General features: G+C 33.3%; 26 protein-coding genes, 1 tRNA gene and 1 other annotated feature. All 27 genes read left to right on the top strand.

Annotated elements, in window-relative coordinates; translation table 11 throughout:
• Window positions 1-397: 397 nt before the first annotated feature.
• The 27 genes from R9X47_RS13305 to rplL all read left to right on the top strand — a co-directional run bounded on the left by R9X47_RS13305 (window position 398) and on the right by rplL (window position 24,566).
• Window positions 398-1,138, top strand: a complete 741-nt coding sequence (locus R9X47_RS13305; protein ID WP_432667348.1) for a beta-ketoacyl-ACP reductase — start codon at window positions 398-400, stop codon at window positions 1,136-1,138.
• 738 nt (window positions 1,139-1,876) lie between these two features.
• Window positions 1,877-2,875, top strand: coding sequence for a 3-oxoacyl-[acyl-carrier-protein] synthase III C-terminal domain-containing protein (locus R9X47_RS13300; protein ID WP_432667347.1), 999 nt, complete (start codon window positions 1,877-1,879; stop codon window positions 2,873-2,875).
• A 22-nt stretch (window positions 2,876-2,897) separates the two neighbouring features.
• Complete coding sequence (locus R9X47_RS13295) at window positions 2,898-3,890, top strand: 3-oxoacyl-[acyl-carrier-protein] synthase III C-terminal domain-containing protein (RefSeq protein ID WP_432667346.1); 993 nt, start codon at window positions 2,898-2,900, stop codon at window positions 3,888-3,890.
• Window positions 3,891-3,899: 9 nt separating this feature from the next.
• On the top strand, window positions 3,900-4,880 hold the full coding sequence (locus tag R9X47_RS13290) for a 3-oxoacyl-ACP synthase III family protein (protein WP_432667345.1): 981 nt from the start codon (window positions 3,900-3,902) through the stop codon (window positions 4,878-4,880).
• A 17-nt stretch (window positions 4,881-4,897) separates the two neighbouring features.
• On the top strand, window positions 4,898-5,887 hold the full coding sequence (locus tag R9X47_RS13285; protein ID WP_432667344.1) for a 3-oxoacyl-ACP synthase III family protein: 990 nt from the start codon (window positions 4,898-4,900) through the stop codon (window positions 5,885-5,887).
• Window positions 5,888-5,917: 30 nt separating this feature from the next.
• Window positions 5,918-6,754, top strand: a complete 837-nt coding sequence (locus tag R9X47_RS13280; protein WP_432667343.1) for a 3-hydroxyacyl-CoA dehydrogenase family protein — start codon at window positions 5,918-5,920, stop codon at window positions 6,752-6,754.
• Window positions 6,755-6,790: 36 nt separating this feature from the next.
• On the top strand, window positions 6,791-7,801 hold the full coding sequence (locus R9X47_RS13275; RefSeq protein ID WP_432667342.1) for a 3-oxoacyl-ACP synthase III family protein: 1,011 nt from the start codon (window positions 6,791-6,793) through the stop codon (window positions 7,799-7,801).
• A 195-nt stretch (window positions 7,802-7,996) separates the two neighbouring features.
• The gene (locus tag R9X47_RS13270) at window positions 7,997-8,707 is read left to right on the top strand and encodes an ABC transporter ATP-binding protein (protein ID WP_432667341.1); all 711 of its coding nucleotides are present in this window, start codon (window positions 7,997-7,999) and stop codon (window positions 8,705-8,707) included.
• Window positions 8,707-11,055 (top strand): ABC transporter permease, encoded by a 2,349-nt coding sequence (locus R9X47_RS13265; protein ID WP_432667340.1) that lies wholly within the window; start codon window positions 8,707-8,709, stop codon window positions 11,053-11,055. Before R9X47_RS13270 ends, R9X47_RS13265 begins: the two co-directional genes overlap by 1 nt.
• Window positions 11,056-11,067: 12 nt before the next feature.
• Entirely contained in the window at window positions 11,068-12,312 is a 1,245-nt protein-coding gene (locus tag R9X47_RS13260) for an efflux RND transporter periplasmic adaptor subunit (protein WP_432667339.1), read from the top strand.
• A gap of 429 nt (window positions 12,313-12,741) precedes the next feature.
• Window positions 12,742-13,494: a LytR/AlgR family response regulator transcription factor gene (locus R9X47_RS13255; RefSeq protein ID WP_432667338.1), complete on the top strand. Its 753-nt coding sequence runs from the start codon at window positions 12,742-12,744 to the stop codon at window positions 13,492-13,494.
• Entirely contained in the window at window positions 13,475-14,794 is a 1,320-nt protein-coding gene (locus R9X47_RS13250; protein WP_432667337.1) for a sensor histidine kinase, read from the top strand. Before R9X47_RS13255 ends, R9X47_RS13250 begins: the two co-directional genes overlap by 20 nt.
• A 403-nt stretch (window positions 14,795-15,197) precedes the next feature.
• Window positions 15,198-16,025 carry a CPBP family intramembrane glutamic endopeptidase gene (locus R9X47_RS13245; protein WP_432667336.1) on the top strand — a complete coding sequence of 276 codons (828 nt, stop codon included), beginning with the start codon at window positions 15,198-15,200 and terminating at the stop codon, window positions 16,023-16,025.
• Between the two features lie 176 nt (window positions 16,026-16,201).
• Window positions 16,202-16,636: a Mini-ribonuclease 3 gene (locus tag R9X47_RS13240; RefSeq protein WP_432667335.1), complete on the top strand. Its 435-nt coding sequence runs from the start codon at window positions 16,202-16,204 to the stop codon at window positions 16,634-16,636.
• 43 nt (window positions 16,637-16,679) lie between these two features.
• Window positions 16,680-17,045, top strand: a complete 366-nt coding sequence (locus R9X47_RS13235) for a hypothetical protein (RefSeq protein WP_432667334.1) — start codon at window positions 16,680-16,682, stop codon at window positions 17,043-17,045.
• A gap of 24 nt (window positions 17,046-17,069) precedes the next feature.
• Window positions 17,070-17,810, top strand: a complete 741-nt coding sequence (rlmB, locus tag R9X47_RS13230) for a 23S rRNA (guanosine(2251)-2'-O)-methyltransferase RlmB (protein WP_432667333.1) — start codon at window positions 17,070-17,072, stop codon at window positions 17,808-17,810.
• A 12-nt stretch (window positions 17,811-17,822) separates the two neighbouring features.
• Window positions 17,823-18,341 carry an NYN domain-containing protein gene (locus tag R9X47_RS13225; RefSeq protein WP_432667332.1) on the top strand — a complete coding sequence of 173 codons (519 nt, stop codon included), beginning with the start codon at window positions 17,823-17,825 and terminating at the stop codon, window positions 18,339-18,341.
• A gap of 83 nt (window positions 18,342-18,424) precedes the next feature.
• Window positions 18,425-19,114 carry an RNA polymerase sporulation sigma factor SigH gene (sigH, locus tag R9X47_RS13220; protein WP_432667331.1) on the top strand — a complete coding sequence of 230 codons (690 nt, stop codon included), beginning with the start codon at window positions 18,425-18,427 and terminating at the stop codon, window positions 19,112-19,114.
• A 169-nt stretch (window positions 19,115-19,283) separates the two neighbouring features.
• A tRNA-Thr gene (locus R9X47_RS13215) sits at window positions 19,284-19,360 on the top strand.
• 184 nt (window positions 19,361-19,544) lie between these two features.
• Window positions 19,545-20,738 (top strand): elongation factor Tu, encoded by a 1,194-nt coding sequence (gene tuf, locus R9X47_RS13210; RefSeq protein ID WP_432667315.1) that lies wholly within the window; start codon window positions 19,545-19,547, stop codon window positions 20,736-20,738.
• Between the two features lie 398 nt (window positions 20,739-21,136).
• Window positions 21,137-21,286: a 50S ribosomal protein L33 gene (gene rpmG / locus R9X47_RS13205; protein WP_432667330.1), complete on the top strand. Its 150-nt coding sequence runs from the start codon at window positions 21,137-21,139 to the stop codon at window positions 21,284-21,286.
• 35 nt (window positions 21,287-21,321) lie between these two features.
• A complete protein-coding gene (gene secE, locus R9X47_RS13200) occupies window positions 21,322-21,528 on the top strand; it encodes a preprotein translocase subunit SecE (protein WP_432667329.1) in 207 nt (68 codons plus the stop codon).
• 59 nt (window positions 21,529-21,587) lie between these two features.
• Window positions 21,588-22,109 (top strand): transcription termination/antitermination protein NusG, encoded by a 522-nt coding sequence (gene nusG / locus R9X47_RS13195; RefSeq protein WP_432667328.1) that lies wholly within the window; start codon window positions 21,588-21,590, stop codon window positions 22,107-22,109.
• A 92-nt stretch (window positions 22,110-22,201) separates the two neighbouring features.
• Complete coding sequence (gene rplK / locus R9X47_RS13190) at window positions 22,202-22,627, top strand: 50S ribosomal protein L11 (RefSeq protein ID WP_432667326.1); 426 nt, start codon at window positions 22,202-22,204, stop codon at window positions 22,625-22,627.
• A 56-nt stretch (window positions 22,628-22,683) separates the two neighbouring features.
• Window positions 22,684-23,382 (top strand): 50S ribosomal protein L1, encoded by a 699-nt coding sequence (rplA, locus tag R9X47_RS13185; protein WP_432667325.1) that lies wholly within the window; start codon window positions 22,684-22,686, stop codon window positions 23,380-23,382.
• Window positions 23,383-23,439: 57 nt separating this feature from the next.
• Window positions 23,440-23,574: a sequence feature (ribosomal protein L10 leader region), on the top strand.
• Window positions 23,575-23,617: 43 nt separating this feature from the next.
• On the top strand, window positions 23,618-24,142 hold the full coding sequence (gene rplJ, locus R9X47_RS13180; RefSeq protein WP_432667324.1) for a 50S ribosomal protein L10: 525 nt from the start codon (window positions 23,618-23,620) through the stop codon (window positions 24,140-24,142).
• A 40-nt stretch (window positions 24,143-24,182) separates the two neighbouring features.
• A complete protein-coding gene (gene rplL / locus R9X47_RS13175; protein WP_432667323.1) occupies window positions 24,183-24,566 on the top strand; it encodes a 50S ribosomal protein L7/L12 in 384 nt (127 codons plus the stop codon).
• The last annotated feature ends 260 nt before the right edge of the window (window positions 24,567-24,826 follow it).

Here is a 24,826-nt window from a genome sequence, read left to right as displayed (position 1 = left end):
AAGTAAGAATTTAGCTCTCTTTTTTATGTGAGCAAATTGCATAATTACTATCCTAAAAAAACTTTCTAGTATGCCCTAGAGCTTATACCACCAAAATATACTCTATTCTAAGTAACTAAATTAATGATGATATTCGCATATGCAACCCAGCCAAGTTAGAATTATGTAATATCCTCATATAAGAAAACAATTAGCAGGTATGTCTTAAAAGGTTTATTTTTAATCGTTAAATAATATTTAAGATTAAAAAGTAAGTCAAATTTTGAAGAAAAGTACATTTTATGACAATAAAGAGACTTTTTAGGATGATTTTATTTACAGAAAATGTTATTTGTGGAATAATTGGTGATAAGAAATTCAAGTTTCAGAATTTTACTTAAATTTTGGAGGATTTTATATGAGACTAAAAGGAAAAGTTGCTATCATAACAGGTGGCAGCAGAGGAATTGGAAAGGCAACTTGCTTAAGATTTGCAGAAGAAGGGGCCAAAATTATCGTTGCAGCAAGAAGTGGTTTAAAGGTTAAGAATACGGTAGAAGAGATAAAAAAGCTTGGGGGAGACGCAATAGGAATAGAGGTAGATGTAACGAATAAAACCCAAGTAGAAGCAATGATAACTGAAGCAGTTAATAAATTTAATAGAATTGATATTTTGGTGAACAATGCCGGTGTTACAGCAGATTCTAGATTAGAAAAGATGACGGAAGAACAATGGGAACAAGTAATTAATGTTAATTTAAGAGGAGTATTCCTTTGCGGACAAGCTGTTAACAGAATAATGAGAGAGCAAGAAAAAGGAGTTATTTTAAATACATCTTCAGTTGTAGGTATTTACGGGAATTTTGGACAGACAAATTATGCTGCTTCAAAATGGGGTGTAATTGGTATGACAAAAACATGGGCTAAAGAACTTGGGAAATATGGAGTAAGAGTAAATGCTGTGGCACCTGGATTTACTAGGACAGAAATGGTAGAAAGAATGCCCGAAAAAGTTTTGAATATCATGAGAGAAAAATCTCCTTTGAATATGATAGCTGAACCAATAGATATAGCAAATGCATTTGTGTATCTAGCATCAGATGAAGCCAGATTTATCACAGGATCTATTTTAAGTATTGATGGAGGGGTAGTTCTCTAAAGTTAATAGAACATTAGTTGAAAAAGAAAGATTCTTAAAAAAGGACTAGGATCTAATACTTACAAGATGCAATAAGAGTATTAAGTCTAAGTCCTTTATACATTCTTATATAATCGTATAAGTTTAATAGTTTTTTACACATATTTTCTCCCCCTTCCTACATACCACTTCTAAACATATTGAGTCTGTTATTAATTTTTATCCATCTTCTAAAGTCTTAGATTATACTTTAAGAAAAAAAGTAATAAAACCAATAGAAATGTCGTAAAAGGTTTATTTTTAATCGTAAAAGATTATTTTGTCGCAAAAAAACAAGTCGAATTTTAGAAAAAAGTACATTTTGAGACAAAAAAGGGACCTTTTAGGACATATATATTTACATAAAATGATGTTTATGGAATAATTGGGAATAAGAAAATTAAATTACATATTTTACACTTTTACAACAATATTTACAGTATAAAAGATATAATAAAAAGCTTTTTTTATAGATATGCAACCTTGAGAATCTTTATTAAAGGCTTTTTTATATGATTGCCGATGGGAAAAAATATTGAAATATACATATTATGGAATGGGAGTGGCGGTGTATTAGTTAATATACTGATATCGATTTAGGAGGAATTTTCCTAAAAAATTTTTGGACTAGGTTTGAAAGCGCTTTCAATAAAAGTAACTAAAAATTGAATAAAGTAGAAGTGGCATTAATTAAGGTTAGTCATAAGGAGGCAATTTAAAATGTTAGTGAGCATACAAACGGTAGCAACTCATTATCCTGAAGAGAAACGATCAATTGATGAACTGGCTTTTAAAACTGGCAAATCGCTAGATTGGGCTAAGGAGATAGGTATCGAAGAGGTACATGTATCAAAGAGTGGAATAGTAACCACGGACATTGCTGTAAGTGCGGCGCAGAAGGCTTTGCATAGGGTAAAAATTGAGCCTCAAAATGTTGATCAATTGGTTTGGATATCTGAGGGAATCAACGATTATTTATATATGGACACGTCAAAAACAGTTATTCAAAAACTAGGTGGTAGAACTGATGGTTTAATACATTCTTATGATTTTCATCGCGGAAGTAATGGAACGATTGGATTTATTAAGCTGATTGGTAACCAGGTTTTGAGTAATCCAACAATTGACACTTCATTAATTAGTTCAGCACTACTCTGGGAGAATCACTCTAATAGACGATTTTTAGGCAATACCTTTCTTGGTGATGGTGCAGGAGCAATCATACTGAAAGAGGATCTTGGATATAACCAGGTGTTAAGTACTTCTCAAGCAAGCATAAGTGAGTATAATATGGTAACTTGTTTTAAACATGGAGGAACTCTGAATAATTTATCTAGAGAATCAGTGCAGAGTGGTCAATTTATGTTTGACATATTAGATGAAAGCCATTTAGAGGGGATTTTAGATAATGTTGTTCACTCAAGTATCAAAGTAGCTAAGAATGCTTTATCAAAGGCTGATCTCACCTTAGATGAGATAGATTATGTTGGAGTAGCAGGTTTTCATCAAAGGTACAACGACTCAATATTAGAAGAAATAAAAAAGCCACGTGCTATTGTTTTAGACTCACTGAGAACTAAAGGGTACCTTGGTTCAGTAGGTATTATCGAAGTTCTTGACAGATTTTTAAATGACGAAAGTATTGAAAAAGGGTCCACTATGTTAGCTATTGCTAATGGAATAGATATTAATGTAGAAAGCATGGTTATCCGTAAATAACTGAAAAAGGAGAGGTCTTAAGATGGATTTCAGTGAAACAAGAGTCGGGATAGCTGGAATGGGTTTCTACTATCCAAAGACGATGGTTGATACAGAAGAAGAGGCCGAGAAGGTCAACTTGCCTGGGAAGGTATATAGAAACATAGGTATTAACAAAATATATAAACCCTCTGATACAGACCAACCTACGAGAATGGCTTATGAATCAGCAATTAATGCTTTAGATGATGCGAATGTTTCTGCAGAGGAGATAGATTTAATTATTGTCACTGGTTTTATGAGAGATTATTTGCACTGGCAGATGGGTGGATGGATTAAAGATAAATTGGGCGCAAAACATGCTATAACCATGGAAATTAAAGGTGGTTGTGCAGCTTACTTTCAGGCGGCAGAAGTTGCCGTAGATCAAATAAGAGGGTCCTCAGACATTAATACTGTTTTAATAACTTGTGGTGAAAGGTTATTCGGATATGGGTGGCCAACCTTTCTGAGTTCTGGAGGGCAATCAATTGTTATAAAAAGAGACTGTGATCAGTTTAATTATCTTGGTTTTGCCACAAGCAACTTTATAGCGAACCATAAGCTAGGTTTCATTCCTCATGGGGGTACTGATAATCCTTTTACTCCGGAAACCGATTGGAATGATAACCTTGTTGAAAATTTTGAAATGGATAAGCAAACCTATGAAAAAAACATTAAACCAGTAGTTTTTGATAAATTCGTTGAAGTGACTGAGAGTGTTCTCAAACAGACTGGTTATAGATTAGAAAATCTTGACTATATGACAACTTTAGTTCAACAGTATAACTTTGATGAAAGAATTCTTGATGCTTTAAAAATCCCTGATCTTCCTACTGCTAAGGAATATGCACCTAGTCTAGGGCATTTTAATGGGGCAGACGCATATATTCTTTTGGACAAAGCCAGGAAAGATGGAAAAATCAAAAAAGGAGATTTAATACTCAAGGTAGGTTTAGGTGGTGTAGCTTGGTTTGCCGCATTAATTAGATATTAAGGGAGTGGTATGATGATTGGACTGAGTGGAATAGGAAGTTATGTTCCCAAAGAAAAAATTTCAGTTGATGAGATTGCTTCGCATTTTGACTTAGAAAGAAGAGGGAGAATTGGTGTGAAAAATGTTCCTCATGAATCAAAATTAACGGCTACTCAAATGGCAGTGATTGCTTCGAAGGGAGCAATGGAGGATGCAGGAGTTACCCCCCTATCAATTGATCTAATAATGAATACTCAAGCCAGTACTCACGATTATTTGATGTGGCAAGTTTCAGGAGCAATTCAAAATGAGTTACAAGCATGGAATTCGACTTTTCTTGATATCTATCAAGGTTGTAGTGGTTTTGTAGCCGGTTTGGTTGCCGCAAAAAGGTTTTTACAAGCTGATGAGAATATCGATACAATTCTTGTAAATACATCTGAAAAGTGGGAGGCTGCCATAAAAAAGAGAATAATTGGAGGGTATGTTTTTGGTGAGGCAGGAGTAGCTGCAATAGTTCAAAGATACAGTAAGGGAAATTTTATTCTTGGTCATAGCATGATTGGCCGTGGTGATCTGAATGACGTATCAAGAATGGAGATTGGAGCAATAAATTTACCTGAAAAAACTCATGATGAGGAATGGTATTACTACCATATAACTAATATCGAAAAGGCAAAAAAAGTAATGATTCCAATAAATATAGATATGTTTTATAAGGTTGGAGAAGAGGCTATTAGAAATAGTGGTTTGGCATGGGAAGATATTAATTATATGATTTTCCCCAATATTAGGTTTGGTGTATTTGAGAAAATGATTGAGAAATTTAAAGTCGATCCAAAAAGAACTAATCTTAGATACATTGAAGAGACAGGAGATTGTAGTACTGCAGATGCACTTTTAAATTATCACCGAATGTTAAACGATGGGATATTGCAAAAAGGCGATAACGTTCTGATACTATCGCAAGGTGCCGGAACAACCTGGGCAGCAGTGGTTATTCAGGTATAGTAGGGAGGCGGATTATAATGACTAAGAATGTAAAAATAGCTGGGACTGGATATTATGTTCCAGAAAAAATAGTAACAAATAATGATCTGGCATCGTATCTAGATACTAGTGATGAGTGGATACAATCAAAAATAGGGATTAAAGAAAGACGTATAGCTGATGAGGACATGCTTAGTTCTGACTTAGGCGCTAAAGCTGCCAAAATGGCTATGAAAAATGCTGGTGTGAAAGCTGAAGAGATTGACATGATAGTGTTGGCTACAAATATGCCTGATCACATAAGTCCAGCTTGTGCAGTAATGGTTCAAGAGAAAATACAAGCATCTAATGCCTTTGCTTTTGATATAAGAGTTGGAGGGTGCCCAGGTATACTATATGCGCTGTCTGTGGGTTCAAATTTTATTACTGGAGGAACATGTAATACGGTATTAGTAATTTCAGCTGATATGAATTCGCGAGTAGTAGATTGGCAAGATCGCTTAACCGCAGTTATCTTAGGCGATGGAGCATCAGCAATGGTTTTAAAATCAACAGATAATTCTGATGGAAAACTTATAACAACCCAATTATTCACTAATCCTGAAGGCTACTATTATGCATATGTACCTGGTGGAGGAATGGCAGAACCTTTAACTGCAAAGCGTTTAAAAGAAGGAAGACAATTTTTTAAGATGGATGGACGAGAAATATTCAAATATGCTACTACAGTGTTTCCAGAGTCAGTTACGAAGATTGTTAATGAGAGCAATTTGACTCTTGATGAGATTGACTATGTTATTTCTCATCAAGCTAACTTAAATATTATTAAAAGTTCAATGGAGAAGTTGAATTTACCGATGGAGAAGACTTACTGTAATATAGATCGTTATGCAAACACCGGTGGTTCATCTGTTGGGATTGCTTTTGCTGAGGCTGTTGAGAAAGGAATTATAAAGAAAGGAAATAAAGTTGTTCTAGTTGCCTTTGGTGCTGGATTTTCCTGGGCTACAGCACTATTGGAATTATAATAAAAAGTTATAGAAAGGGTGGTAATTAAGATGAATATTGAAAAAGTTGCTGTTATAGGACATGGGTTGATGGGAAGAGGAGTAATTCATACCTTTGCATCTCATGGGTATAAGGTGATAGCAGTAAAAAGACGAGAGGAGGACCATAGATTACAAAATTACTTTACTAGAGAAATTCAAAGAGGTCGATTAGCAGAGGAAGAATATGAAAAGATTATGGCCAATATTGAAATAACTACAGATATTAATCAAGTGGTTGATTGCAAATTAATTATTGAAAATATAAATGAGAATCCTGAAGCTAAAAAAGCTTTGTTTGCTCAATTAGATAAGATATGTCCTCCAGAGACTATTTTTGCTTCAAATACGTCAAGTATACCTATTGGAAAACTAGGTAAGGAAACAAGTAGACCAGAAAAATTTGTTGGACTTCACTACATGTCTCCAGTTCCTATTATGAATCTTGTTGAAATCGTTAGAAGTATGGAAACATCAGAAGAAACAGTAGATATAGCCATTGAAATTTCAAAGAAGATAAATAAAGTTCCAGTAGTTGTAAAAGATTTTCCGGGTTTTGCATCTAGTCGTCTCGTTTCAACATTAGTTAATGAAGCGGCTCATATTTTAATGCAGGGAGTAGCTGATGCAGAAGCTATTGACACTATAGCTAAGCTTGGTATGAATTTACCAATTGGTCCATTACGTTTAGCAGATGAAGTAGGTTTAGATGTAGCTTTAAATACATTGGATAGTTTACATAGCAATTTCAAAGATCCCAAATATCGTGCATGTCCGAAAATAAGAGTAATGGTTGAAACTGGGCACTTAGGTAGAAAGAGTGGACAAGGATTTTATTCTTATAAATAAGTTTTCTTAAAATACATTAAGTTGGAGGTACTAAATATGAAGAGAAATGTTGGCATAGCTGGGGTAGGTTTTTATGTTCCTGAAAAGGTTTTAACCAATAAGGATCTTGAAAAAAGTATGGATACAACTGACGAGTGGATTCAAGAAAAAATAGGGATAAAAGAGCGACGAGTTGCTGCTGAAGATGAAGCGTTATCTGATTTGGCATATCCTGCGGCATTACAAGCATTGGAAATGTCAGGAGTGACAGCAGATGAAATAGATTTAATTTTAGTGTGTGCTATCAATCATGACAAGAGGTTACCTTCTACGGCATGTATATTGCAAAAAATGTTAAAAGCATCCAATGCAGCCGCTTTTGATGTTAATGTAGGAGGCTGTCCTGGTACAGGATATGCTTTGGTGATTGGACAACAGTTTGTGGAAAATGGGATGTATGATCGGGTACTAGTTATTTCAGGTGAGATTTACTCCAAAATGTTAGACTGGTCGGATCGAGATATATCGGTCTTCTTTGGTGATGGAGTGGGTGCTGCGGTACTTAAACCATGTAAAGAAAATACGGGCTTCTTATCTTCTCTACTTGGAGCAGATGGAGAATGGGGAGTAGACAATGTTCTTTGTGAAGGCGGGTCTCGTATTTCCTATTCAAAAGAGATGGTTGAAGATAATCTGCATAGGATAGAGATGAATAATAAAGAAGTCTGGAAATTCGCCACAAAGATTTTTCCACAAACAATAAGAGACGTTACAAAGAAGGCTGAGTTTGAGTTAACAGATTTAGATTGGATAATCCCTCATCAGGCTAATATTAACATGATAAGATATGGAATGAATGAGATGGGGCTTCCTATGTCTAAAACATATACTAATTTAGATAGAATAGGCAATACAGGAGCTGGATCGGTAATTATAGCTTTAGCAGACGCTGTGCAGAAAGGTTTAATTAAGCCAGGACAAAATATTGCATTATCTTCCTTTGGAGCAGGTTTCTCTTGGGGTGCTGTGCTGACTCGCTGGTGTAGTGAAGAAGATTTTATTGCTTAGTAGTTATAAAACACCTTGCTATAAACATTTTACATTCTGGAGATTTGACAGCCAGCGTTTCTGGAGATGTCAAATCTCTGGAATGTAATAGATTAAACAAGTTATAAAGTATGTAACTAATTTTTTTGATCAAATGTAGGAAAAAGATTTTCTTCTAAAGCCACTAAGAAATAGATGTATGTTGTGGAGGCAGATATGAATAAAGATATTTTATTAAATGTAAAAGACTTAACTAAGGAATATCAAATGGGTGATGTAAAGGTCAATGCATTACAGGATGTTAGCTTTGAAATAAACCATGGTGAGTTCGTTGTAATTTTGGGACCAAGTGGATCTGGTAAAAGTACCTTATTAAACATAATGGGAGGAATGGACCAACCCACTAAAGGCAAGTTTTTCTTAAAAGAGGAAGAAGTTACTAGATTTAATGACAAGCAATTGACCTTCTATAGAAGGGATAAGGTAGGTTTTGTATTTCAGTTTTATAATCTGATGGCAAATCTTACGGCAAAGGAGAATGTTGAATTAGCCACTGAAATAAGCAAGAATCCTTTAGAGATTGATGAAGTTATGAAGAATGTAGGTCTTTTAGATAGGAAAGATCACTTTCCTTCTCAGATGAGTGGAGGGGAGCAACAGAGAGTTGCTATTGCCAGAGCGGTAGCAAAGAATCCACTACTACTTTTATGTGACGAACCTACAGGTGCATTAGATTTTAAAACAGGAATTTCGATTCTCTCTCTACTAAGCAAGATAAATAGAGAATTCAAAAAAACAGTTATAATAATAACCCATAACTCCCCAATAGCTAGGATGGCAAATAGGATAATAAAGTTAAGAAGTGGCAGAATTATTGAAAACATTATTAATACTAATGTAATAGAACCTGAAAGGATAGAGTGGTAATGAAAAGATTAGACCTCAGACTTTTAAGGTTAATAAAAAATTCAAAGGGTCAATTTATTGCAGTGACTGTATTAGTCGTTGTAGGACTTTTTGTTTATACGGCCCTTAGCATGGCAGCAGTAAATTTAGAGGATTCTATAAACTATTACTACGACGAAACTAATTTTGCGGATATATATGTTCAATTAGTCAAAATACCTGAGAGTGCCATTGATGAACTAAACAATATAAAAGGAGTAGAATCAGTTGAAGGAAGGATAGTATTTGATATACCCTTAAAGGTTGAAGATAAAGATGAAAAGGTAAATGTCAGGGTTATATCTGTACCTGATAAGATTAATATTAACTCTCTTTACATGAGAAAAGGAAGTGGAATTCAGAATAAAAGCAGAGATGTGGTTGTTATAGAGCAATTTGCGAATGCTCGTAACATAGATATAGGTAGTGTAGTTACTCCACAAATCCAAGGGAAAATTTATAACCTTAATGTTAGGGGAATAGCTGCAAGTTCTGAATTCATATACATAATGGAAAATGAACAAAGCCTCTTGCCTATGCCTGAAAAATTTGGGGTGATATATGTATCTAATGAGTTTGCAAGACAAAGTTTTGGATATAAAGATAGCTTCAATGAAATTCTTGTAAAGGTAGATGGAGAAGAAAATTTAAATAAAATTAAAAAAGATGTAGAGAAAAAATTAAAAAGGTATGGAGTTAAAAGAATATATATCGGAGATGATCAACTAAGCAATCGCATGGTCTCAGAAGAAATCGAAGGAGTTAAAAAATCATCTAGTGCTGTTCCTCTATTATTCTTAGGGGTAGCGGCTATTATTATTGCTGCAATGCTGTCTAGGATGATAAGAAATGATAGGGTTGCCATAGGTGTTCTTAAGGCTCTAGGCTATAGAAATTCAAGTATCCTTTTACATTATACAAAGTACTCATTAGCAATTGGACTTATAGGCTCAGTGTTTGGTATTCTGTTTGGTACTATTTTGTCAGGATATATTGGTAATGTATATATACAATACTATAATATACCGATGATGAAATTCAAAATTTATTATAACTTTATATTCTCTGCGATCCTTATAGCATCTGTATTTTGTATTATGGCAGGCGTTTGGGGAGCAAGAAATTCTATCAAGATATTACCTGCTGAGTCGATGAGACCAGAGCCACCAAAAACAGGTAGTAGAATTTTTTTAGATAGATTAGATATATTGTGGAAGAGGCTTTCTTTTAGCTGGAAAATGGTACTTAGAAATATTTTTAGGAATAAGAAAAGATTTGTTTTTATCACATTAGGTATAGCAATGACATTTGCTATTATCTTATTACCCACAGCTCAGAGAGATGCGTTTACAACAATGTTTATAGATCATTATGAAGAGTTTCAAAAAATGGATTACAATATTAATTTTAATAAGCCTATGAATACTAGGATTATAAATGATTTAGAACACGTTATAAATATAGATAAGATAGAACCTAAAATAGAATATCCCTTTGAAATAATATATGGAAATAAGGAAATGGTAGCAAACATTATTGGAGTAAATCAATACACTGAGTTTTATGAATTTAGAGACTTGCAAGGACAACAAGTATACTTACCGAAGAATGGAATTGTATTGTCTGAGGGTTTGGCTAAATTTTTGGGAGTAAGTATAGGAGATAAGGTGAAAGTCAAAACATTCATCCCAAATAAAGATGATATATATATAGAAGTAAAGGATATAACTAAGCAATCATTAGGAATCAATGGATATATTAATATTGAAGAAATGAGGGACAAATTAACTGAAAGAGAATTGATGACAGGAGTATATTTAGACTCAAAGGATAATGTAAAAGAAAAACTTGAGAAAATGGAAAATGTTTTTTCAATACAGTCTATAGAAGATATGAAGAGTATTTTTGAAAAATTTTTAAGCTTGGCATTATCTTCTATTGGGGTTATGATTTTCTTTGCAGGGATTTTAGGCTTTGTAATAGTTTATAATTCCACTGTCATGAACATATCAGAGAGAAGCCTTCAATTCGCATCATTAAGAGTAATGGGTTTTACGAAGAGAGAAATTTTTAAAATGATAACTAAAGAAAATACAGTGATGACTATAATGGGTATTATTCTAGGCATACCATTAGGCCAGTATATGCTGAGATCTTTTGAGGAGATATTTAGTACAGAAATTTATACCTTAGAAATAAAAACGTCATTTAATAGCTATTTTATAGCAATACTTTTAACAATAATTTTTGTAATATTAGCTCAATTGGCTACGTTGAAAAAAATTAATAAATTAGATTTCATTGAAGCATTAAAAAATAGAATCTCTTAGGGAGGTTATTTCGTGAAAAAAAGAAAGTTTGTAATAATTGGATTGACTCTATTATCAATGATAGTCAGTGCATACTTTATTACTAAAGCCAAAGGATTAATAGAGGTTGAAACATTTAATGTAAGCCAGGGAGATATAGCGAGCTATATTGAGGAAACAGCTATTGTTAAGTCTGATAGCCAAAGAATAGTATATGCAAAGGCTGCTGGTGAAGTTGTAAAACTCAATGTGGATGTAGGAGATAAGGTCAATAAAGGTGATATTATTATTGAGAAGGATACAAAAGAAATAGATTTTCAGATTAAGGGGTTGGAGGCTAAAATAGAATCATTAATAGCAACCTATGCCGAAGCTGTGAAACCATCTGAAAGAGAACTGATTGATAAAGCAGAAGCTAATGTAAATACTAATGAAATCCTAGTAAACGAAGCTAAGCGAGAAGTAGAAAGGAATAAAAAGCTTTATGATGGAGGAGCTATAAGCCATGATTCGTATCAAAAAGCTTTAGATAGTTTAGAACTTAAAAATGAGGGCCTAAGGATAGCAAAAAATGAGCTTCTTACTTTACAAAAAGAAGCTTCAAAAAATATAAAGAAGCAATATGAATCCCAAATTTCTGAATTAGAGTATCAATTAGAGATATTGAAGATAAACAAGGAAAATTCCTTTGTGAAAGCTCCTATTGATGGAACTGTAGTGGAACTATTTGTGAAAGAAGGCTCTTATCTTCAGATTGGAACTCAGATGGTGGAAATAGGAGATGAAGCAAATTTATATTTAGAAGTTGATGTATTGGTTGAAGAAATAGAAGATATTGATGTTGGAAATAAGGTATTAGTTTATAGTGATGATATAAAAATGAAGGGATTGACTGGCAATGTAAGTAAAGTATATCCTAAAGCATTTAGCAAAACATCTGATCTAGGTATAGAACAGAAGAGAGTTAAGCTGGAAGTCGAACTAGATAAGAAAAGTGATTACTTAAAGATTGGATATGAGATTAGAGCTAAGATTATTTTAGATCAGAAGAAAGACACTCTTATAATTCCAAATGGTTCAATATTTGATTATGAAGATGGAAAGTATGTTTTTGTAGTAGAAAATGATGTAGTAAGCCTAAGAAAAATTGAGACTGGCATTGAGGGAGAAGAAACAATAGAAATATTATCGGGACTTAAGTCAAAGGAAGAAATAATATTGAATCCTACTAAGGATATTGAAGAGGGAATAAAGGTAGAACAAGCTAACAATAAGTAAAATCTTAATATAAATAGGCTTAGTGAAATGAGACTTTTTACTTCAGGTGGAGAGAGGCTCCATCTGAAGATTGTACAGTTAGAGTGTACTTGTTAAGTAACAAAATTTTTTTCAATAACTTGAAAAGTATACGAATTAAGTAGACAAACTCGAACAGAGATACAAATATCTCTATTTTTCTTTGTCTATTTTAAACAATTCCAAACAGTGCGATGGAATTGTTTTTGTATTTTAATAGATAAACATTAGTAATATGAACCAATATGAATTTCACAGTTATTTCATATTTGCATTAATTTTAGCAAAAATACAAAATTTGACAAAAGTAGTCAAAGGAATTTGTTGAAATTAGTCTAATTATATAGATATTAGTACTACCTTCAAGAAGTATAGTATTTTAGATAGTCTAAATTTAAGGAGGTGGATTATATGATGAATTTCATAATTTGTGAAGATGATAACAGATTTAGAAAAAAGATTGGAGGTTATATAGAGGAATATATCGATAGAAAGCGTGTAAAGGGTCAGATTGTTCTTGAAACTACTCTATATAAAGAAGTATTAGAATATGTGAATAAAAATAGTTCACATAAAAATATCTACGTTTTAGATATTGATCTAAATGACGATATAAATGGACTTCAATTAGCTAAAAAGATTAGAGCACAAGATATATATGGGTATGTTATATTCCTTACAAATCATATAGAACTATCCTTAGCAACATATAGGTATAAAATTAAAGCCTTAGATTTTATTGTGAAAAATGTTTCTGATATCAAAACTAACTTATATGAAGCCTTTGATGCGGCTATTGATGAAACGAAAAAAATTCAAGAAATCTCCTCAGAAGAAAGACTCGTCATAAAATCTGGTTTCAGTACTATGTATTTGCCACTATGTGAGATTGTTTGTATTGAAACCGCTACCATAGCCCATAAACTTATTCTATATACAAGTAATAGGAGGGTTGAATTCTACGGAACTTTAAAGAAAGTCCGTCAAGAGTTGGATGGTGACTTTTACCAAATTCATAGATCATGCGTTATAAACACCAAATATATTAAGAGAATAAATAGGGAGAGGAGCGACATGCATGTACTTATGAAAAACAATGTTAAATTTCCTCTTTCAAAAAAATATGCAAAGGAATTAATTGAACGTGTTGAAAACATTAGTTGATTTAACAATAAGTATTTTAGGAGTTTTCATTCTCGTTTTTGCTGCAAAGGAGATAAATTGTAAAGAGAAAAAAATAAAGGTCACTAAATATATTATCATTATAATTTTAGGAGTAATATTGTTTCTTATAAAAAATTATTTCCCCTTGATATTGAAAATAACGTCCTTAAACATCTTATTAATATTTGCAATTAAAGCACTATTAGACATTCCATATACCAGGGCCATTCTAATATCTACATTCATTCATATTATTACAATATTATCAGATATGATTTTAGTAATAACATTCATATATGTATTTAAAATAGATTTAGGCACATATAATAATTCCTTTACCATAGAGGTTTTTAGAAACATAAGTACTTTTATAATTACACTAGGGTTTTCTAAAATGAAGCTGCTTAAGAAGATTATGAGTTGTCACCTAGATTATTTGGATAACCAAAAATTATCAATAAGCATATATGGAATAATTACTTTAATTAAGGTCAGTGCAATATATGGAATATTTAACAGAGTTTTAAGAACAAATATAAAGTTTATTTTATTATATTGCTTCATCATTTACGCTGTGTATTTCATTATTACATTAGCGTATATACACCTTAATGTTAGATCAATAAGGGAGAGAGAATACAATAAAAATAAGCAAGAGGAGTATGAAAATTTAAAGCTTTATACGAATATTATAGAAGAAATGCTTGAAGATAGAAAAAAATTCAAGCATGATTTTAGAAATATCATGTTGTCATTAAAGGGTTTTATTGATGAAGGAAATATAAAGGGACTCAATAAGTTCTACTATGAGGAGATTTTAAAGGAGAATAATAAAATTAATAATAAAAGTATTTCTTCACTAAAACATATTAAGAACTCAAGCCTGAAAGGGCTGTTGACTGCAAAATTTGATAAGTGTTTACATTCGAAGTTGAACTTCAACATCGAAATTTTTGAAGATATAGGAGTAAATGCAATTGAGATAGTAGATGCTTGTAGAATAGTTGGGATATTACTGGATAATGCAATTGAAGCTGCTAGTCCCTCCTCTGAAAAGAAAATAATATTAGGTATATATAAAGAAAAAAATAGTATATCTATAATAATTGCTAATTCTTTTGATATTAAGCCAAATTTAAATAAAATATTTACAAAAGGTTATTCACAGAAAGATGATGATAGAGGTTTGGGATTATATATAGTAAAGGATATAATTGATAGAAAATATAAAAATATTTTCATAGATACATCTATAGAAGATAATCTATTCATTCAAGAGATAATTATCTTGCAAAATTAACCAGAGCGACTTATGCTCTGGTTTAGACTGCCCGGAAACCCGAATTTCTTCGTTGTTGCCTCAATCAAGAACCCTTACGTATGTCTGTATACGCTGCGGTCTCTTGCTTTCATCACGCCTCGAACTTCAAATTTCCGGGCAGCCTGTCATCTTGTAGACTTTGTCTACAATCTGAACCAGAGTGAATTATGCTCTGGTTTTATTATTTTTAGAATAATGATTTAAATACTTTACTTAGTTACTGATTGCACGTAAAACTCCCTTGGCGTATAATGGAAACTAGAGTAAAAATAAACATAGGATTATGATAGAGTATATTATAGAATATACTTATGACACTTTAAGCATAACAAGAAATCTTGGTCATATATACTTGATACTTAGACATAAGGAGGGGAGCTTAATGGAAGAGGTAGTTATACAGAAAAAAGGAAGTTCTATAATTAGAGCATTTGGGTTAGTTATTTTAATAATCTTAATGCAATTCGCCTTATCTATTCCCATTGCCATAATTGATATAATAATTGAAGAGATTGGACTTGGTCAAATTAGTCCATATATAGGTATGTTAGAAGAGTTACTTATTAATGTTCTTATTATTTATTTGATCATAAAAAGAATTCGAAGAAAAGAAGAGTTTGAACTAAAGCTTAAAAATAAGCCCAAAATAAAAGAATGTTTATTTGGGATTCTATTCTTATTTGCTCACTTTTTTATATTTGCCAACACCGTAGGATTATTAATAGATAAAATACAAGTTAGTGAGTGGGTTGTTGAGGCCTTTGATGACATGCTTATAAATCCATTTGTAGCATTTGTCAGTATATGTGTCTTTGCTCCTGTTTTTGAAGAAATTATATTTCGCGGAATAATATTGGAACAGCTATCTAAGAGATATGGAATGGCTACTTCTTTAATAGTTTCGGGATTTATATTTGGTTTAATACATTTTAATCTGCATCAAGGTGCTAATGCATTTTTTATAGGTATAATAATTGGCTTTATATATCTTAAAACAAAATCACTACTACTCTGTATGTTTTGGCATTTTGCAAATAACTTCTTGGTATTTATTTCAGCTATGTATGTATCTGATACCGTAAGTGACACAGTTCCATCATTTAGTATCGTTCAGCTTATTATTGGAATAATATTATTGATAGCTGCCTACAGATTTTTTAATAAGAGACCTGTAGACCAAGAGCAGGAACTATCGCTAGTAGATGCCTAAGTATAATCTAATATATTAATGAACTATATTTAGTTGCTTATAGACGGGAAGATATGGTAAAGTATTTTGTGGTAAAATATAAACCAGATTATTTATAGGGAGCTTTGAACTTTCTATGAATAGTCTGGTTTAATATGAAAGCTCAAACAAAAAAGTTTGTAGAAGGCGGGTAAAATATGGAAGAGTTTTTGAATTTGTTAAATTTAGAATCAATAGATGAAGAGGGATTGAGGACTACACCACCCCTTGTTTTTGCTTATATTGGAGATGCTATATATGAGATTTACATACGTACATACATAATTCGCAAATACAAGCTTAAGTTAAATGAACTTCACAAAACGGCTACGCAATTTGTAAAGGCTGGGGCTCAATCTAAAATAGTACATGTTCTAGAAGAGGAACTGACGGAGGAAGAATGGAAAATGGTTAAGAAGGGAAGGAATCAAAAATCTGGAAGCGTAGCTAAGAATGCCAGTGTTTCGGACTATAGATATGCTACGGGTTTTGAGTGCCTGCTTGGATATCTGTATCTTTCGGATAAAAAAGAGAGAGTTGAAGAAATTATAAGTAGATCAATCGAGATAATTGAGGGAGAGAAATCAAGATAAATAGCCTATTGTTATTTTGGAACTAACAAAGTGAGGGATGAATATGAACAAAAAGGAAAAGATATACTTGATAGCTATAATAGTCCTATTAGGAATTTTGGTAGTGAAATCGTTATATTTAGATGAATATAAACCAGTTACAGAAGAAGAAGTGATGTTTAAAGAATATGCAGAGAAGATAATAGATGAGAAGTTTAATGGATTTTTCAGTAGAAATAAATTGATCAGGTATAAGATTGTTAGTATTAAGAAGGTAGATAATACGGGGGTATCAATAATTCAAGTGAAAAATCAAGATGAAGATGAATACAAAAATGTTGAAATAAAGGGTAAATATGTGGCTAGGATAAGAAAGTATTTGTTCAATATATTACCATTTAGCCAAGATAAAGTATTGAGTAGAGAGTAGTTAACACAGAGAGAGGTGTTTGTTATGGACAATAATATAATCGAAGGACGTAATCCTGTTATAGAAGCATTGAAATCAGGTAGAGAAATTGATAAAATTCTTATTGCTAAGGGGAATAAGGAAGGTTCGATAAAGAGAATTATTGGTATGGCTAAGGACAATAAGGTTCTGTTGCAATATGTTGATAGAAATAAGCTTAATCAGATATCAACTTCCAATAATCATCAAGGCGTAATTGCTTATGTAGCAGCTTATAAATATTATGAAGTAGAAGAAATTCTTGAATCGGCTCGAGATAAAGGTGAAGATATATTTTTAGTAATACTTGATGAAATAACTGACCCCCACAATTTAGGTTCCATAATAAGAACTGTTAATGCCACTGGAGGGCATGGTGTCATAATACCAAAACGAAGATCCGTGGGACTAACGGCTACAGTAGCAAAAACTTCAGCTGGGGCTATAGAATATGTTCCTGTTGCAAAGGTTACGAATTTAGCAAGGACTATTGACTATCTTAAAGAGCAGGGTGTATGGGTCGTTGGTGCCGATATGGCTGGAGAAAATGTACATTATGATAGCAATTTAACTGGAAACATTGCCATTGTAGTGGGGAGTGAGGGAAAAGGAATTAGTAGATTAATTAAAGAAAAGTGCGATTTTTTAACAAAACTTCCAATGAAGGGCCAAGTCAGTTCTTTAAATGCTTCAGTTGCAGCCTCTATTATTATGTACGAAGTATTAAGACAGAGGGAATCCAGATAGGGTGAGTCTGACTTGAAGGAGTACATAATAATTGATGGATATAACGTAATTAATGCATGGTCTAATCTAAAAGAGATAAGTGAGGGAAGCTTGGAAGAGGCAAGGAATACATTAATAGATAAAATGACTGAGTATCATTCCTATACGGGTGTAGAAGTGACTATCGTATTTGATGCGTATAGAGTAAAGGGAGCTAAAGCGAAAAAAGATAAAATCAATAATGTGGAAATAGTATTTACGAAGAAGAATCAAACAGCTGACTCCTATATTGAGATGATGGTGGAACAATTGGCAAAGGATAAGAGAAATATTGTAAGGGTAGTTACATCAGACCTAGCAGAGCAACAAGTTATTCTAGGTAGTGGAGGAATCCGTGTTTTGCCTAGGGAACTCAAGTTTCAGTATGAGCAAATGAAGACAAAGATCGAGAAAAAAATGGAAGAAGTTGAACGTAAAAGGATGAATCTTGGTGATAGAATTGATGCTGGAGTCCTTGAAGTACTTGAAAAATGGAGAAGACAAGATGGTTGATTCTTGACTAGATTATGTAAATTAATATATAATAATATCATGGTGTAAATATAAAAGTGTATGAAAATTTTGACTACTAGTTTATGAATACATACAAATGGGCAGGAGGGATTTCAGTGGGAGTTAATGTACGAAGAGAAGAGATAGAGACATATGTTGAAGCTTATGGCTCACTGGTTGATGAAGAAATTGTTGAAAGTGCTAGAGAAGGAGATCCTGCAGCTCAAGAATACTTAATAAAGAAATATAAGAACTTTGTAAGAGCTAAAGCTCGTTCATACTTTTTGATAGGTGCCGACCGGGAAGATATTATCCAAGAAGGTATGATAGGATTATTCAAGGCTATAAGAGATTTTAGATGTGATAAAATATCATCCTTTAGGGCCTTTGCAGAGCTTTGCATAACTAGACAAATAATCACAGCTATAAAGACTGCTACGAGACAGAAACATATACCACTGAACTCATATGTATCATTGAACAAGCCTATATATGATGAAGAGTCAGATAGAACGTTACTAGATGTATTAACAGGTAAAAAAATATCTGACCCAGAAGAACTACTTATATCAAGAGAAGAAGTTACTAATATAGAAGCAAAAATTGGAGAGATTTTAAGTGACCTAGAATGGCAGGTCTTAATGTATTATCTTCAAGGGAAGTCATACCAAGAGATTGCTGAAGATTTGGACAGGCATGTAAAATCTATTGATAATGCGCTGCAGAGAGTTAAGAGAAAGCTTGAAAGATTCTTAGAATTAAGAGGTAGCTAAGAATAATGATCCTTGCATAGGAAAATATAAAACTATGGGCGTAACTATATGAATTACTAAAATCTAGTATATTTACTTGCAATTTTAATAAAACTATAATTTGGAAAAGTATAAATGCAAAAATTTATTGACTTAGATGAATAAAAGTAGTAAACTATTATAGTCAAATGCCCATGTGGCTCAGCAGGTTAGAGCGTCGCCTTGGTAAGGCGGAGATCGGCGGTTCGAATCCGCTCATGGGCTCCATTATAAGTTTTTACATATCAAGACACACCGGGATCAGTTTACTGTATAGATTTCCAAGAAAATCTTAATTTATGCATAGCAAGATTTATGATGTTTCTGGAGAATTTTGATTTGTATAAATTAAAGTTTTGACTGGAATCTCTATGGGTGATGTAAAATTACTTTTTTAAGGAGGAAGAGAAAGATGGCAAAAGCTAAATTTGAAAGAAATAAGCCCCACGTAAACATAGGAACAATAGGTCACGTTGACCACGGTAAGACAACATTAACAGCAGCAATCACAAAGACATTACACCACAGATACCAATTAGGTGAAGCAGTAGCGTTTGACAACATAGATAAGGCACCAGAAGAGAGAGAAAGAGGAATTACAATCTCAACAGCACACGTTGAGTACGAAACACCAAACAGACACTACGCACACGTAGACTGCCCAGGTCATGCCGATTACGTTAAGAACATGATCACAGGAGCAGCACAAATGGATGGAGCGATCCTAGTTTGTTCTGCAGCAGATGGTCCAATGCCTCAAACAAGAGAGCATATCCTATTATCAAGACAGGTTGGTGTACCATACATCATAGTATTCCTTAACAAGTGTGACATGGTAGACGACGAAGAATTATTAGAGCTAGTAGAAATGGAAGTAAGAGAACTTCTTGACGAATACGAATTCCCAGGAGATGACACTCCGATAGTAAGAGGATCTGCACTTAAAGCATTAGAAGATCCAGATAGTGAGTGGGGAGACAAGATTCTTGAATTATTCGAAGCAGTAGACAGCTACATTCCAGAGCCAGAGAGAGATACTGACAAGCCATTCCTAATGCCAGTAGAGGACGTATTCTCAATCACAGGAAGAGGAACAGTTGCTACAGGAAGAATCGAAAGAGGAATCGTAAGAGTACAAGACAACATAGAAATCGTAGGAATGACAGAAGAAACAAGAACAGTAGTAATCACAGGAGTAGAGATGTTCAGAAAGCTTCTAGACGAAGGAAGAGCTGGAGATAACATCGGAGCACTTCTTAGAGGTGTACAAAGAACAGAGATTGAAAGAGGTCAAGTATTATGTAAGCCAGGATCAATCAAGCCACATACAAAGTACAAAGCACAAGTATACGTACTTAAAAAAGAAGAGGGTGGAAGACATACACCATTCTTCAATAACTATAGACCACAGTTCTACTTCAGAACAACAGACGTTACAGGAGCAATCACATTACCAGAAGGAACAGAAATGTGTATGCCTGGAGATAACATCGAAATGGAAATCGAATTAATTACACCAATCGCAATCGAAGAAGGTTTAAGATTCGCTATTCGTGAAGGTGGTAGAACAGTAGGAGCAGGTGCTGTTGCTAAAATAATAGAATAGTCTTATTGTATTAAGTATAAATAGTAGGACTAGGATTGATCCTAGTCCTATTAAAATGAAAAAAAGCTTCTATATAAATACGAAATGGATAAATTGGATATACTACGTACAATGTATCATAAATCCTCAATTTGTTTTCTCAAGCTACCAACGATGTAGGTGGTTTAAGAAAGCAAATTGGGTAGAGATTTATTACATTGTATACTATACAATAAATCTTTACTCTACCATACATTATCGATGAAATTATATTAGAGGCAATTATGCAATTTTCTCTATTGACATCTAATTCAAATTGTGATAGTTTTAATTAGTGCAATTAAAATGGTGAAAACTGTGTACTATTTAAAGAGGGTTCTCTTTTATTTATAGAACAAGTTGTTTTAGGAGGTGTAGAAATGAGGGTGAAAATTACATTAGCATGTAATGATTGTAAGCAAAGAAACTACAATACTACAAAAAATAAGAAAAATGATCCAGAAAGAATAGAACTTAAAAAATACTGTAGGTTCTGCAAAACTCATACTACTCATAAGGAAACTAAGTAGTTTGAAAACAAATATTTATAAGGGTGTGAAAGTGTATGGCTGCGCAAACTAATAGCAAAAGAATGGGAGCTAAGAAATACTTTAAGAGTGTTAGATCTGAGCTTAAAAAAGTTAGTTGGCCAAACAGGAAAGAATTACAATCATACACCATGGTAGTTCTTGTGACATGTGGACTTGCAGCTTTAGGTATATGGCTGGCAGATTCAGTTTTTGGTCAAGTAATTCAACTGTTGGCAAAATAGTAATCTAAAGCAAGGGAGGTAAGGGGTTCTTACTAAGAAGTGTAATTACCCTCTAAAACATGTCTGATAAAGAAGTTAAATGGTATGTTGCCCATACATACTCTGGTCACGAGAAAAAAGTGAAGGCAAACATCGAAAAGATAGTTGAAAACCGGGGTATGGAAGACGTAATACATGAAGTAGTTGTTCCGACGGAAGAAAAAGTAGAAATTAAAAATGGGAAAAAGAAAGTAAAGCAAAAGAAGATTTTCCCTGGTTATGTTATTGTTAAAATGATTATGAATGATGAATCCTGGTATGTAGTTAGAAACACTAGAGGTGTTACAGGGTTTGTTGGACCTGCTTCAAAACCAGTACCTTTAACTGATGAAGAAGTACAATGGATGGGCATCGAAGACAAGCTCCCTTCAATAAATGTTGAGGTTGGAGAAACTGTTAAGGTTACTTCAGGTCCTTTTGAAAGCTTCATTGGAGAAGTTAAAGGTATAAACAATGAAAGACAAACACTAAAGGTTTCTATATCAATGTTCGGTAGAGAAACACCGGTTGAATTAGAATTTACACAAGTAGAAAAGCTTTAGAGATAATCATTTTTGATCTTGAGCTTTAAGATTAAAACGAATATCAAAAGAGCTTTTATTATAGATTAACAGTAAATTAAGGAGGTGTAATCATGGCAAAGAAGGTTACAGGTATAATTAAGCTTCAAATCCCTGCAGGAAAGGCTACTCCAGCACCACCAGTTGGTCCGGCTTTAGGACAACACGGTGTTAACATAATGCAATTCTGTAAGGAGTTCAATGCTAAAACTGCAGATAAGGCTGGTTTAATAATTCCAGTTATAATAACAGTATATCAGGATAGATCATTTACCTTTATTTTAAAGACTCCTCCTGCAGCAGTTTTACTTAAAAAAGCAGCAGGAATACCAAAGGCTTCAGGCGAGCCGAACGTAAACAAAGTTGCAACTGTATCTCTTGATCAAGTAAGAGAAATTGCTGAGTTAAAGATGCCTGACTTAAACGCTGCAAACATAGAGTCAGCAATGAGTATGATAAAAGGTACAGCAAGAAGTATGGGAATTATAGTAGAAGAATAGTATAGACGTGTGGGAGGTAAAAACACGCCGTTATAACCACTGAGGAGGTTTTGAACATGCCAAAAAGAGGCAAGAAGTATCAAGATAGCGCAAAATTAGTTGATAGAGCTACTCTTTATGAGCCAGATCAAGCTGTGGAATTATTATCACAGACTGCAAAAGCAAAATTCGATGAAACTGTTGAATTACATGTAAAGCTTGGAGTAGACGGAAGACACGCTGACCAACAGGTTAGAGGTGCAATCGTATTACCACATGGAACAGGTAAATCTAAAAAAGTATTAGTGTTTGCAAAGGGCGACAAAGTAGCCGAAGCTGAAGCAGCTGGAGCTGATTACGTTGGTAGTGATGAATTTGTACAAAAAATTCAAAAAGAAAACTGGTTCGATTTCGAAGCAGTTGTAGCTACTCCAGATATGATGGGTGTAGTTGGTAGATTAGGTAGAGTGTTAGGTCCTAAGGGATTAATGCCAAATCCTAAATCAGGTACAGTTACTTTTGATGTTGCAAAGGCTGTAAATGAAATAAAAGCTGGTAAGGTTGAGTACAGATTAGACAAGACTAATATTATCCATGTTCCAATTGGAAAGATATCTTTTGGTAAAGAAAAGATAATGGATAACTTCAACACTATAATGGAAGCCATTGTAAAGGCTAAGCCAGCAGCTGCTAAAGGTACCTACCTAAAGAGTGTTACATTAACTAGCACTATGGGACCTGGTATAAAAATTAACGGAGCAAAAATTACTAAATAGTAATTTGAAATTATGTATTGACATATAAGCTCCTTAATGATAAAATTTCGTTGGTAAAGTTAAATTGAATATAAACCGTAGACAGTAGGTGCGTCCATTAAGCTTAATTATTGCCTACCGAGGTAATTGATAATAGATTCTGTTATTAAGCCTCTCTATGTCTACGTATGAGAGGCTTTATTATATGAGCGTATAAGGACGAATCACCATAAGCTTAAAAGAGGAGGTGGAGACTATGTCAAAAGCCGTTGAAATGAAGAAGGTAGTTGTTGACGAAATTAAAGAAAAAATCAATTCATCACAATCAGCTGTTCTAGTTGACTACAGAGGTTTAACTGTTGAAGAAACAACTGAACTTAGAAAGCAATTTAGAGAAGCTGGTGTTGATTATAAGGTTTACAAGAACTCTTTAATGAGATTTGCCTTCAAAGATGCGGGTCTTGAGGACTTTAATCAGTATTTAACAGGACCAAACGGTATTGCATTTGGAGTTGCGGATGCTGTATCACCTGCTAAGATATCGAAAGAATTTGCTAAAGATCACAAGAATCTAGAGATTAAAGCCGGTGTAGTTGATGGTAAAGTAATCGACTTAAATGGTGTAATAGGTTTAGCAGACTTACCACCAAGAGAGGTTCTAATTGCACAAGTACTTGGAGGATTAAATGGTCCTATTTCAGGATTTGCTAATGTACTTCAAGCAAACATTAGAAATCTTGCATATGTATTAGGAGCAATTAAGGAAAAGCAAGAGCAATAAAAATAATTAATAATGAAAAACTAATTGGAGGGAATATAAAATGGCAAGCGAAAAAGTATTAAATTTAATTGAAGAGGTTAAGAATCTTACAGTATTAGAATTATCAGACTTAGTTAAGGCTTTAGAAGAGGAATTCGGAGTAAGCGCACAAGCACCTATGATGGCTGCTATGCCAGCTGGTGGAGCTGCTGGAGCACCTGCTGCTGAAGAAAAAACTGAATTTGACGTAGTTTTAGCTAGTGCTGGAGCTAAGAAAATTGGTGTTATCAAGGTAGTTAGAGAAATCACTGGTTTAGGATTAAAAGAAGCTAAAGCATTAGTTGATGGAGCTCCAAGCCCAGTTAAAGAAGGCGCTTCTAAAGAAGAAGCTGACGAAATCAAAGGTAAGTTAGAAGACGCAGGAGCAGTTGTAGAAGTAAAATAGTTTCTATACAATATTAAACATTGAAGGGCACTCCAGATTTATCTGGAGTACCTTTTTGTTTAAAAACATTTTCTGATCTTTAATAGAAGCTGTTACAGTCTCTACAACTTAAATAGATTTAAATAAGGGTTTATTATAGTATATTAGGATTATGATATAAACATAGCAATAATCTTCAATAGGAATTAAAAAAACAAGAAATCAAAAAAAAATCTTGACAAACCTTTACTTTCATGCTAACATTGTAAAATGCTATGATT

Origin of the sequence: Wukongibacter baidiensis, from assembly GCF_050888315.1 — a bacterium.
Lineage (GTDB): Bacteria > Bacillota > Clostridia > Peptostreptococcales > Caminicellaceae > Wukongibacter > Wukongibacter baidiensis.
Note: the sequence above shows the minus strand (reverse complement) of the source record. Positions and strands in the feature narration are given on the sequence as shown.